This window comes from Clostridium moniliforme, assembly GCF_017873235.1.
Taxonomy (GTDB): domain Bacteria; phylum Bacillota; class Clostridia; order Clostridiales; family Clostridiaceae; genus Clostridium; species Clostridium moniliforme.
In genome coordinates this window covers 1-11897 of the sequence record NZ_JAGGJZ010000016.1, presented here as the reverse complement: position 1 = coordinate 11897, position 11897 = coordinate 1, and the positions used below count along the sequence as shown (strand labels likewise).

The window sequence follows — 11897 nt, the reverse complement described above, 5'->3', positions numbered from 1 at the left end:
TACAATATTATGCGGTATTAATCTTCCTTTCGGAAGGCTATTCCCCTCTACAAGGCAGGTTACCCACGTGTTACTCACCCGTCCGCCGCTAATCCGTTTCCCGAAGGAAACTTCATCGCTCGACTTGCATGTGTTAGGCACGCCGCCAGCGTTCGTCCTGAGCCAGGATCAAACTCTCAATAAAAAGTTTAATCTCACTCTAAAACTTACTTTAATAAAAAGAATTGCTGGTTCTAAATGTATTTCTATATTCTGTTCATTTTTCAAAGATCAAATTAATCAATCGCTCTCAAGCGACTTTTTCATCTTATCATCTACTTGAATTTATGTCAACATGTTTTTATGTTTTTTTACATATTTTCATGTTTTCAATCAATCTCCCGTGACGACATGAACTATTTTATCATAGTATTAAATATAAATATAATTATAGAGTAATATAATATTATATTATGTTTATTTTTCTTTATTTTATTCGATATTTCTCTATTTTTGTTATGTAGATACACTTGGGAAGGTTTTTCTTGTTTTTTATGTTTTTTTACTATTTTCAGCAGTTTTATATATACATAACCTTATTATTTATCTTTAATATATTCTCTAGGCGTATATCCTGTATACTTCTTGAAATTTAAAGAAAAATTTCTATAATCAGTGTATCCAACTTTTTCAGAAACATTTTTAATACTTTTTTCTTTTTTTAATAATTTTATTGCTTTTTCTATTCTAAGTCTTGTTAAGTATTCATTAAAACCTATACCTATAGTTTTTTTAAATATTCTACTAAAATAACATTCATTTAAAAACAATTCTTTAGCAACATCCTTAAGCAATATATTATTCATATAATTTTCCTCTATTATATCTATAGCTTTTAGTATGCTTCTATCTTCTATAATACCAATATGCTCTCTCTTTAAGTCCAAGCATTTCTTTATGTATTCTTTTACTATACTTTTTAAATTATTTATAGTAATACCTTCATCTTTAATATTTATTTCATCAATTGAATTACTATTTAAATTTAAATAATTTGTTTTATTTTTAAGTCTTAACAAAATATCTAAAGTTATTCCTTCACACTTTTTCCTGTCTACCCTAAATTCTTTAAGTTCATTAAAAAGTTCATCAACATTATCTAATATAATTTTATAATTTTGGCTATTTATAAACATATCAATATTATTTATAATTTTAATGACTTTTTTATCACCATATTTATTCCTCTCTTTAGAATTCAATATTATACTGCCATATCCTACATAAAATTTTTCTAACAAAAGATTTTTTGCCTCTTCATAACAACTATGAATATCATAAATATTATAAGTATTGGTAATAGCTATAGCTGTTTCTTCTCCTATATTTTTCAATATAGCATTTTGAATTTCTTCTACTATATCTAAATCATATTTAAAATTTCCTTCCCTAACAATTCCTATCCTATTATTGTGAGGTTTAACTACATAATACTTATAGGAATTTGTTATTTTACTATTTTCTAGTAAGTTTTTCACTTCATTAATTATTTTTTGTATTAAAACCTCATCTTTTCTATTTATATCTAGTAGTAATATACATATATCCTCTTTTGAAAAATAATTTTTTATATCATTAAGGTCTGTTTCACCTCTCATAATATCTAATAATTTTCTTTCTGTTTTAACTACGTTATTGTGTACCTCTAAGTTTGATATTGCTTTTTTTACAGCATTTATAAGTTCCTCTTCATTAATAGGCTTTAATATAAAGTCAATTACATTTAATTTTATAGCTCTTATTGCATATTTAAAATCATCATACCCTGTTATTACTATTCCTTGAGCCTTTGGCACATCTTCTCTTATTTTTTCTATCATATCAAGACCATTTATTCCTGGCATATTAATATCTGTTACTATAATATTTGGTTGCTCTTTTTTTGCAATATTTATAGCTTCAACTGAATCACTTGCAACTCCACATATTGAACAATTTAATTTTTCCCACGGAATAAGCATTTCCATTCCCCTTAGAGAATAAATCTCATCATCTACTAGAAGAACTTTCTTCATCTTTTGCCTCCTCTATTGGAATATTTATTTTAAATATAGTAAATCCATCTTCTTCATAATTACAAATACCATATTTTTTACCATATTGAATTTTTATTCTCTCATCTACATTTAAAACTCCAATACCTTCTCCACTATGATTACTATTTCCAACTCCAACCCCATTATCTTTTATCTCAAAAATAATTTCTGAGCCCTTAATATAACCTTTTATTACTAGAACCCAATCTCCTATTTTATTGGATAGGCCATGAATTATTGCATTTTCTACAATAGGTTGTAATATTAGTTTTATAATCTTTTTATTTTCTATATCTTTGTTGATATCCAAATTTACCTTTAATTTTCCATCATATCTACATTCTTGGATTATTAAATAATTTTTTATCTCGTTAATTTCGTCTCTTATTAAAACAGTATCATTATTATTTTTACAAGAATATCTAAATAATTTAGATAATGCATCTATCATCTTTATTACTTTTTCTTTTTCTCCAAGTTTAACCATCCAATTTATAGTTGCAAGGGAATTATATAAAAAATGTGGATTTACTTGAGATTTTAATGCTTTAAACTCAGCTTGTCTTATTAATAATCTCTTATTATAATCCTCCTCAATAAGCCTATTTATTTCTAAAATCATATTATTAAATTTATTACAAAGCTCTCCAAGTTCGTCATTTCCAATGTACTCAACTTTTACATCCCTATTACCATTTTCAACTTCCTTCATTGCCATGCTAATTTCATGAATAGGTTCTGATATTCTTTTACTTAAAAAATATATTACTATAACAGCTAAAGTAACCGTTACCAAGAAAACTATTATAAATACTTTTATATTCTTATATAATTCTCCATAAAGACTTGTTTTAGGAATTGTTGAAATAATCTCAAACCTTCCTGATATATCGCTTGAATAATAAAGATTTTCCTTTTCAATACTATTTAAGACTTTATTTATATTTTTTCCTGTATCACCTTTATTTAATTTATCCGTTATTATATTTCCATTAAATTCAGTTATGTACACATTAGTTTCCTTAAAAAAGCTAATATTATTTATGTACTGATCAAAGTATTTATCTAATATTTCTATAATTACATATCCAACTACATTTTTGTTTTTATCTAAAACTGCCTTTCCTAGTATAAAAACAACATCTCCTCCTAATGTTTGATCGTATCTTCTATAAATTTTCTGATGAACACTCTCTGGTTCTTTATTTAATATTTTATAAAAATCTTCCTTTGTATCTTCATATATAGGCTTATAATATTTAGTTGAAGAGTATCTACTAATTCCATTTTTATCCACAATATGTATTGGCATTTTTAATGGCATTGTGGATATTAAGCTTGAAGTTACACTATATAGTTTTTGAGTATCTTCAAATCTTTCACTTTTTTTAACCTTATTATCTTTATTTAATATTTTTATAATTTCTTTATTTATTGAAACTACATCCACCATATTTCTAAATCCTATCATAGATTTATTAATATTTCTTATGCTTGTTTCCATATTACTTACAGTAAATTCTCTTATTTCTTTTTCTGTAGATTTATAAACATAAATTATATTATATATACCAAATATTAATAGTGGACATACACCAACTAATATAAATGCTAGTGTTAATTTTTTTTTGAATGTGTGATATCGTTTACTCAAATTATAAATTTCACCTCATTTTCAGCTTAATTATATCAAAAAGTTAATAATTTTAATTATTTCTAAGTGTTTGTTCATATTTATTTCACAATATACTAAAATAAGCAGCTAGAAATTTTTCTAGCTACTTATTTTATTCATCTATCAATTCTGTACTTACTATGTAATTACTCAAGGATAATCTACTTACTAAATTACTTAAATCTATGGATTTTGGTACTGAAACTGTATAAAGACAGTTTTCTAGTTCCTCTTCATCTTCTTCATTTTCTTTTATAGCAAATTCTATATTTTTAATTTTTATTCCATTTTGAAACATACATTGATTAACATATTTAAGTGCCTCTTCTTTATCTATATAAGTTATCTCAAACTTTGCAATTCCAGCTTGAGTTATAAACTTACTTTGAAACTTTTTCAAAACTCCAAGAACTAAAACTATAGTAACTCCACCAATTATACTTATTTCATAATAGCCCATTCCAATAGCTAGTCCAACACAAGCAACTACCCAGATGGATGCTGCTGTTGTAAGTCCTCTTATGGCACCTTTATTATGAATGATTGTACCTGCTCCTAAAAATCCAACTCCTGTTATAACTTGAGCTCCAAGTCTTGCATAATCTACTTTTAGTACATTTGCAAGTTCTGGATGAAGAAATACATTATTTAATGCTGTATTTGCCATTTGTTGTTGAATAAGAGAGATTACTGTCGCCCCAATGCAAACTAAAATATGAGTTCTAAATCCAGCCGGTCTATTTTTAAATTCTCTTTCATATCCAATTGCGCCTCCAATTAAAACAGCAAGAAGAATTCTTATTACTATATCATAAACTGGCATTATAATTCTCTTTAGAAATTATACTAAATGTAATATCTCTGGGTTGAAGTTTAACATAGCCTCTTCACCCTCTTCAAATTGTTCCTTTGCCTTTGGATTAGTAACCTCTATGCATATTTTTTCTCCATGAACATCAACAACATAATCTTGATATGATCCCATAAAAGTAGAACTAACAACCTTTCCTTTTAGTATTCCTTCTCTTCCAAGAGTTATTGCTTCAGGTCTTAGTACAACAAATGCATCTTCACCTTCACTCTTTTCTCCACTATATCCTAAAAGGAATTCTTCCTTTCCAATTTTAACTTTTGCTTTTCCATTTTCTATCTTTTCAACTTTTGTCTTTAAGAAATTTACATTACCTATAAATTCAGCAACAAACTTTGTTTTTGGTCTTTGATAAATTTCTTCTGGTGTTCCAACTTGTTCTATTACTCCATCTTTCATTATTATTATTCTATCTGAAAGACTCATAGCTTCTGATTGATCATGAGTTACATATAAAGCTGTTATTCCAGTCTTTTTTTGTATCTTTCTAATTTCAGTTCTCATATATACTCTAAGTTTTGCATCAAGATTTGATAAAGGTTCATCAAATAATAATACTCCAGGTTCCATAACTAAAGCTCTTGCAAGAGCAACTCTTTGTTGTTGTCCTCCTGATAATTGATTTGGGTATCTATTTTCCATTCCTTTAAGTCCAACAAGTTCAATTATATTTTTACCTTTTTCCTCTATTTCTTTTTTGTCCATCTTTTTAAGTTTTAATCCATAAACTATATTATCAAATATATTTAAGTGAGGAAATAATGCATAGCTTTGGAAAACCATAGCTGTATCTCTCTTATCTGGAGTTAAATCATTTATTCTGTCTCCACCTAAGTAAATATCTCCTTCTGTTGGAATTTCAAAACCTGCAACCATTCTAAGAGTAGTTGTTTTTCCACATCCTGATGGTCCTAAAAGAGTAACAAACTCTCCAGCCTTTATTTCAACTGATATATCATCTACGGCTTTAAATTCTGAATTATTATTATGACTTAAATATACCTTTGTTAAATTTTTTATGTTTACGCCTTTACTTCTATTCATGTTAATACAACTCCTAACTATTAAATAACATTATCACTTGATTTACTTACACCAATTTTGCTAAGTCCAAAATACATAAGTGCAATTGCTATATATACAATTACTATAAGTACTGTTGAATATGCAGCTGCAACTCCAAATCTTCCTGTATCAACTTGTGATAATATTGATGCTGTTAATAATTGATACTTAGGAGTTACTAAGAATACTACTGCACTTACTGCTGTCATACTTCTAACAAATGTGTAAACTAAACCACTAAAGAATGCAGATTTTATTAAAGGAAGTGTTACTGATGTAAATACCTTTTGTGAGTTTGCTCCTAAATCTTGTGCTGCTTCTTCAATAGCTGGATCAATTTGACCTAAAGAAGTAATTCCTGCTCTTATACCAACTGGTAAACTTCTAACAACAAAAGCTATTACAATAATTAAAGCTGTTCCTGTTAATAAAAGTGGTTTTGTATTAAAGGCATTTATATATCCAAGACCTAAAACTGTTCCTGGAACTGCCATTGCAAGCAATGATACAAATTCAATATATCCTCTACCAATGAATTTCTTTCTAGCAACTAAGAATGCAATTACCATTCCAAGTATTCCTGTTATTGGTGTTGCCCATAATGAAAGTACTGCTGTATCCTTTACTGCTTCAAATCCTAAATTAAATACATACTTGAAGTGATCTAAAGTTAATGTATAATCAATTCCCATTACTTTAAAGAATCCTCCAAGTGGTATTAATATATAAAATGCTAAAACAATTACTGTTATTATTAAACAAAAAATATCTATTGGCCATACTATATGACTATCTTCTATTGGAATTCTATTTTTTGAAGCCTTTCCTGTTACAGTTACATAGGACTTCTTTTCTATCCAGCACTTTTCAAGTATAAATAATAATATTGAAAGTACTAAAAGTATAACTGCAATTGCAGCTCCTCCACCCATATCATAGTTACCAATTGCTTGCATATAAATCTTTGTTGCAAGAGTTGAATAACTTCCTCCTATAACCATAGGATTTGAAAAATCTGCAACTACTTCTATAAATGTAAGTAAAAATGCATTTGCAATACCTGGTAACATAAGTGGTAAAGTTACTGTTTTAAATGTTGTCCATCTTGATGCTCCCATACTTCTTGAAGCTTCCTCTAATGCTGGATCTATCTTTTGAAGTAATCCTATAAGCAAAAGATAAGCTATTGGGAAGAATGTCATAGTTTGAACTATTACAATCCCTTTAAATCCATAAATATTTGCATTTGTAATTCCAAGTAACTGTCTTGTTACTAAACCAAATTGTCCAAAAAGCATAATAGCTGATAATGCTAGAACAAAAGGTGGTGATATAATTGGTAATATTGATACTAATTTAAATAATTTCTTAAAATGTGATTTTAAATATGCATCTGCATATGCAAAAATAAATCCTATAATTGTTGATAATAAACCAACTGTTACACCTAATTTAATTGTATTCCAAAATGTTTCCCTAAAATCTAAGTCATTAAGAACCTTTCTGTATGCATCTAGTGAAAAACTTCTTCCAGTATCTATGAAACTTACCTTAAGTACTGAAAAAAGAGGATATAATATAAAAATTGATAAGGCAACAATTAAAAATACTATTGTTGTCATTAATATTGGATCTCTCCATATTTTTTTCATATCTCTTAATTCATGTTGTAACTTTAATTTTCTTGTAGAAATTGCCATATAAGTAGAGTCTCCTTTCTAAGTCAGAATTAAATTAAAGAGAAAATCCTTAAAGAAGTTTTATTAAATATTACTTTCTAAAAGGATTTTCCTCCTTAAATATATTTACATATTAAAATTATTTCTTTATTGCTTTATTCCATTCTTCAACTAATTTACCTCTGTTGCTTCCTGCCCACTCTAAGTTGTAGTTGATAAGTTTTGTATCTTTAATTTCTTCTGCTTGTTTTGGTGTTCTAGCTTGTGGGTTAGTTAAGAATTGGTATGAACCAACTGTTTGTCCTATTTCTTCACCCTTCTTTGAAAGAACAAAATCTACAAATTTCTTAGCTGCTTCTTGATTTGGAGAATTCTTTATAATTCCAACAGCTCCAACTTCATAACCAGTTCCTTCCTTTGGTGCAGTTAAAACTAAGTCACTCATTCCTTCTTCTTTATATTTAATTGCATCATGTAAGAATGATATACCAACCATTACTTCTCCTTGTCCTGCCATTCTAGCTGGAGCAGTACCTGATTTTTCATATGACTTAATATTTTTATTTAACTTAGCCATATATTCCATTCCTTTTTTCTCTCCCATTATTTGAACTATTGTTGCAAGCATTGTATATGCTGTTCCTGATGAGCCTGGATTTGCAACTGATATTTGTCCCTTAAATTCTGGTTTTAATAAATCTTCCCAGCTAGTAGGTGCTTTAATTCCCTTTTCATCTAATAGTTTTTTATTTGAAGCAAAACCTAAATATCCAACATATATTCCTGTCCATAATCCATTTTTATCTTTATATTTTGCTGGAATTTCCTTAGCTTCTGGTGAAACATACTTTTCTAATAATCCTTCATCACCAGCTTGTACAAAAGCATCTGCTGGACCTCCAAACCAAACTGAAGCTTTAGGATTTTGTTTTTCAGCTCTTATTCTTCCAAGTATTTCTCCTGATGACATTCTTACTGCTTGAGCATCTATTCCTGTTTCCTTTTTAAATTGTTCAACAGCCTTTACCATATGGTCTTCCATTAATCCACAATAAATAGTTAATGAACCTTTTGATGAACTTTCTTCTTTTTTTTCTGCACCTCCACAACCTGTGAATAATCCAATAGCCATTACAGCTGATAATGTTAATGCAATTAAACTTTTCTTTTTCATTACTATTTCCCTCCTAAGTTCTTATAAACTTATGTTAACGTATTCAAAAATATTTGTAACAAAATAGGTAAAAAATAATTACTTATGTAGTAAATTTTTATTACATTTATCCTTATAATAAAAAGACTACTATTTTGAAATACTTATAAATTAATTATTTCAAAATAGTAGTCTTTTTTATTTTTATAGAAAATACTTATAAATTTATAAAAACTTACATTAAACTTATTTATCTCTAGCTAATATACATTTTAAGTTCTTCATCAAAACTTTTTTCATTCTTATCTTCTATTTTATTTTTTTCTTTAACCTTTTCTTTGTCTTTACTTTTCTTTTTATCCTTTATTTCCATTAACCCATCTAAATATTTATACCATTTTATTTTAACCATATATAAATAGGTCACCATATACGAAATTATTATTATTGATATAACATCAATAATGTATGGTGTTTTATCACTGAACATTTTTATAAATGCAATAAATAATAACGCAATCATAAATTGTATATCAAGAAAAAATAGAACTTTAATTGTTGATATATAATTTTCTTCTAATATTAATATACTTCTTTTTATGGCTGAAAATATTCCTATAGTTTCATCATCTAGTAAAATATACATTGTTGAAAAAAATAATACTCTAAGTATAAAAAAATATAGTACACAACAAGCAAGTATAAAAATAACAGTTCTTATTCTTTGAGGTGTATCATCAAAAGATGTACCACTAAATAATTCTGTCATAATATATCCTTTAGCCATTATTATAGGAATAGAAACTACAGTCCAATACAGTATGTTAAATATTAATACTTTAACATATACCTTTAACGTTATCTTACTATTCCTTAATCTAGATGGTTTATTTTCCTTTTCTGATATTATATATAGTTTTATTAGCATTGTTATTAGAAATAGAGTAATTAAAGCATTTAAAGTATTTATACAATAAAATAATATATAATTTTTAGGTAAAAATATTTTAACACTAAAAATACTGTATCCCAAAAACTTAAAATTATGATTATAATTTAATAATATTGTTATAGTAAATATTAATAACAGAAAAATAATTGTTCTCCATAGAAAACCCCATTTATTACTAAGTATTAATTTTTTACTATTATTAAAAACTTTTTCAATTTGTTTTTTTCTGTTATATTCCATTATTTCCTCCTATACTTATTGAATTATATACATTAAGTAATTTTTTAATAGAATCTTTTTTATATATAACTTAATTTATAATATAACGATTATAGCTTAATTTTAATAACTTTATTTTAATATTATATGTACTTTATTTTAAATAGTAAAAGAGAAGTAAAGTTTATACCTTACTTCTCTTACTTATTAGTATTGGTGCATCTAGCAGGAATTGAACCCGCGACCTTTGGATTCGAAGTCCACCGCTCTATCCAACTGAGCTATAGATGCATATATTATATATTATAATAACTTAAAGCTAAAATTTCTATAAAAATCATCAAAATTTACTTTATAGGATAATTTTTACATGATATTTTTCAAAAAAACATCCACAATTTAAATAGTAAATCATTGTTATTTGTGGATATAATTTTACTTTCTGTGGATTTTATCAAACACAATATCTATTTTGTAGATAAAAAAAACAACTAAATATTAGTTGTTTACTGGAGCGGGTGAAGGGAATCGAACCCTCGTGACTAGCTTGGAAGGCTAGAGCTTTACCATTAAGCAACACCCGCATATCTGGAGCGGAAGACGGGACTCGAACCCGCAACATCCACCTTGGCAAGGTGGCGCTCTACCATTGAGCCACTTCCGCATTTTATAATTTAATTGTGGTGCAGGTGAAGGGAGTCGAACCCCCACGCCTAAGGCGCTAGATCCTAAGTCTAGTGCGTCTGCCAATTCCGCCACACCTGCACATTTAATTAAATTGGTGGCTCACCCGGGAATCGAACCCGGGACACCATGATTAAAAGTCATGTGCTCTACCGACTGAGCTAGTGAACCATGTATTTTGGCAGGGATAGCAGGATTCGAACCTACGAATACCACAGTCAAAGTGTGGTGCCTTACCGCTTGGCGATATCCCTACATGGGGTGAACGATGGGACTCGAACCCACGACAACCAGTGCCACAAACTGGCGCTCTACCAACTGAACTACATTCACCACTACAAAAAATTGGTGCGCCATCAGGGATTCGAACCCTGGACACCCTGATTAAGAGTCAGGTGCTCTACCAACTGAGCTAATGGCACATAAATGGTGCGTCTTAAGGGATTCGAACCCCTGGCCCACGCCTTAGAAGGGCGTTGCTCTATCCAGCTGAGCTAAAGACGCATATTTTGGAGCGGGTGAAGGGAATCGAACCCTCGTGGCTAGCTTGGAAGGCTAGAGCTTTACCATTAAGCAACACCCGCATATTTGGAGCGGAAGACGGGACTCGAACCCGCAACATCCACCTTGGCAAGGTGGCGCTCTACCATTGAGCCACTTCCGCATTTTATAATTTAATTGTGGTGCAGGTGAAGGGAGTCGAACCCCCACGCCTAAGGCGCTAGATCCTAAGTCTAGTGCGTCTGCCAATTCCGCCACACCTGCACATTTAATTAAATTGGTGGCTCACCCGGGAATCGAACCCGGGACACCATGATTAAAAGTCATGTGCTCTACCGACTGAGCTAGTGAACCATGTATTTTGGCAGGGATAGCAGGATTTGAACCTACGAATACCACAGTCAAAGTGTGGTGCCTTACCGCTTGGCGATATCCCTACATGGGGTGAACGATGGGACTCGAACCCACGACAACCAGTGCCACAAACTGGCGCTCTACCAACTGAACTACATTCACCACATAAATGGTGCGTCTTAAGGGATTCGAACCCCTGGCCCACGCCTTAGAAGGGCGTTGCTCTATCCAGCTGAGCTAAAGACGCATATTTTGGAGCGGGTGAAGGGAATCGAACCCTCGTGGCTAGCTTGGAAGGCTAGAGCTTTACCATTAAGCAACACCCGCAAGTGTTTAATTATTTAAAGTGGTCGGGGTGACAGGTCTCGAACCTGCGACCTCATGGTCCCAAACCATGCGCGCTACCATCTGCGCCACACCCCGAAATGGTGCGTCTTAAGGGATTCGAACCCCTGGCCCACGCCTTAGAAGGGCGTTGCTCTATCCAGCTGAGCTAAAGACGCATTTCAGAACGTTTATTATTATAAACTATCCTGTATTTTTTGTCAAGAGCTTTTATAACTCTTTTTCAAAGTGGAGCGGGTGAAGGGAATCGAACCCTCGTGGCTAGCTTGGAAGGCTAGAGCTTTACCATTAAGCAACACCCGCATATCTTATTTAACTTTAATT

Annotated in this window: 7 protein-coding genes, 20 tRNA genes and 1 rRNA gene; all 28 read right to left on the bottom strand. The window is 30.0% G+C overall.

Features of this window, described 5'->3' with window-relative positions; all coding sequences use genetic code 11:
- Positions 1–184, bottom strand: a 16S ribosomal RNA gene (locus J2Z53_RS12525); the annotation flags it as partial.
- Positions 185–578: 394 nt separating this feature from the next.
- A complete protein-coding gene (locus tag J2Z53_RS12520; protein WP_209797800.1) occupies positions 579–2054 on the bottom strand; it encodes a response regulator transcription factor in 1476 nt (491 codons plus the stop codon).
- Complete coding sequence (locus tag J2Z53_RS12515) at positions 2029–3729, bottom strand: sensor histidine kinase (RefSeq protein WP_209797799.1); 1701 nt, start codon at positions 3727–3729, stop codon at positions 2029–2031. The genes J2Z53_RS12520 and J2Z53_RS12515 overlap by 26 nt, the downstream gene beginning before the upstream one ends.
- A 133-nt stretch (positions 3730–3862) precedes the next feature.
- Positions 3863–4573, bottom strand: a complete 711-nt coding sequence (locus J2Z53_RS12510; RefSeq protein ID WP_209797798.1) for an MgtC/SapB family protein — start codon at positions 4571–4573, stop codon at positions 3863–3865.
- Between the two features lie 18 nt (positions 4574–4591).
- A complete protein-coding gene (locus tag J2Z53_RS12505; protein WP_209797797.1) occupies positions 4592–5665 on the bottom strand; it encodes an ABC transporter ATP-binding protein in 1074 nt (357 codons plus the stop codon).
- A 20-nt stretch (positions 5666–5685) separates the two neighbouring features.
- A complete protein-coding gene (locus tag J2Z53_RS12500) occupies positions 5686–7386 on the bottom strand; it encodes an ABC transporter permease (RefSeq protein ID WP_209797796.1) in 1701 nt (566 codons plus the stop codon).
- Between the two features lie 118 nt (positions 7387–7504).
- The gene (locus tag J2Z53_RS12495) at positions 7505–8539 is read right to left on the bottom strand and encodes an ABC transporter substrate-binding protein (protein ID WP_209797795.1); all 1035 of its coding nucleotides are present in this window, start codon (positions 8537–8539) and stop codon (positions 7505–7507) included.
- A gap of 235 nt (positions 8540–8774) precedes the next feature.
- Positions 8775–9446, bottom strand: a complete 672-nt coding sequence (locus J2Z53_RS12490; protein ID WP_209797794.1) for a hypothetical protein — start codon at positions 9444–9446, stop codon at positions 8775–8777.
- Between the two features lie 457 nt (positions 9447–9903).
- A tRNA-Arg gene (locus tag J2Z53_RS12485) sits at positions 9904–9980 on the bottom strand.
- 219 nt (positions 9981–10199) lie between these two features.
- Positions 10200–10273, bottom strand: a tRNA-Gly gene (locus J2Z53_RS12480).
- Positions 10274–10278: 5 nt separating this feature from the next.
- A tRNA-Gly gene (locus J2Z53_RS12475) sits at positions 10279–10353 on the bottom strand.
- Between the two features lie 17 nt (positions 10354–10370).
- Positions 10371–10454 (bottom strand) — tRNA-Leu (locus J2Z53_RS12470).
- A gap of 14 nt (positions 10455–10468) precedes the next feature.
- A tRNA-Lys gene (locus J2Z53_RS12465) sits at positions 10469–10544 on the bottom strand.
- An 8-nt stretch (positions 10545–10552) separates the two neighbouring features.
- A tRNA-Gln gene (locus J2Z53_RS12460) sits at positions 10553–10627 on the bottom strand.
- Positions 10628–10630: 3 nt separating this feature from the next.
- Positions 10631–10706: transfer RNA gene (locus J2Z53_RS12455), tRNA-His, on the bottom strand.
- A 13-nt stretch (positions 10707–10719) separates the two neighbouring features.
- A tRNA-Lys gene (locus tag J2Z53_RS12450) sits at positions 10720–10795 on the bottom strand.
- Between the two features lie 5 nt (positions 10796–10800).
- Positions 10801–10877, bottom strand: a tRNA-Arg gene (locus J2Z53_RS12445).
- Between the two features lie 6 nt (positions 10878–10883).
- Positions 10884–10957: transfer RNA gene (locus J2Z53_RS12440), tRNA-Gly, on the bottom strand.
- Between the two features lie 5 nt (positions 10958–10962).
- A tRNA-Gly gene (locus tag J2Z53_RS12435) sits at positions 10963–11037 on the bottom strand.
- A gap of 17 nt (positions 11038–11054) precedes the next feature.
- Positions 11055–11138 (bottom strand) — tRNA-Leu (locus J2Z53_RS12430).
- Positions 11139–11152: 14 nt separating this feature from the next.
- Positions 11153–11228, bottom strand: a tRNA-Lys gene (locus tag J2Z53_RS12425).
- Between the two features lie 8 nt (positions 11229–11236).
- A tRNA-Gln gene (locus J2Z53_RS12420) sits at positions 11237–11311 on the bottom strand.
- Positions 11312–11314: 3 nt separating this feature from the next.
- Positions 11315–11390 (bottom strand) — tRNA-His (locus tag J2Z53_RS12415).
- An 8-nt stretch (positions 11391–11398) separates the two neighbouring features.
- Positions 11399–11475: transfer RNA gene (locus J2Z53_RS12410), tRNA-Arg, on the bottom strand.
- A gap of 6 nt (positions 11476–11481) precedes the next feature.
- Positions 11482–11555, bottom strand: a tRNA-Gly gene (locus J2Z53_RS12405).
- Positions 11556–11575: 20 nt separating this feature from the next.
- Positions 11576–11651, bottom strand: a tRNA-Pro gene (locus J2Z53_RS12400).
- A 3-nt stretch (positions 11652–11654) separates the two neighbouring features.
- A tRNA-Arg gene (locus J2Z53_RS12395) sits at positions 11655–11731 on the bottom strand.
- A gap of 71 nt (positions 11732–11802) precedes the next feature.
- Positions 11803–11876, bottom strand: a tRNA-Gly gene (locus J2Z53_RS12390).
- Positions 11877–11897 lie beyond the last annotated feature (21 nt).

Bases quoted from the DNA above. Each gene is read 5' to 3' on its own strand.
- J2Z53_RS12520 (WP_209797800.1), bottom strand. From the start codon at position 2,054: ATGAAGAAAGTTCTTCTAGTAGATGATGAGATTTATTCTCTAAGGGGA.
- J2Z53_RS12510 (WP_209797798.1), bottom strand. From the start codon at position 4,573: ATGCCAGTTTATGATATAGTAATAAGAATTCTTCTTGCTGTTTTAATT.
- J2Z53_RS12505 (WP_209797797.1), bottom strand. From the start codon at position 5,665: ATGAATAGAAGTAAAGGCGTAAACATAAAAAATTTAACAAAGGTATAT.
- J2Z53_RS12500 (WP_209797796.1), bottom strand. From the start codon at position 7,386: ATGGCAATTTCTACAAGAAAATTAAAGTTACAACATGAATTAAGAGAT.
- J2Z53_RS12495 (WP_209797795.1), bottom strand. From the start codon at position 8,539: ATGAAAAAGAAAAGTTTAATTGCATTAACATTATCAGCTGTAATGGCT.
- J2Z53_RS12490 (WP_209797794.1), bottom strand. From the start codon at position 9,446: ATGCTAATAAAACTATATATAATATCAGAAAAGGAAAATAAACCATCT.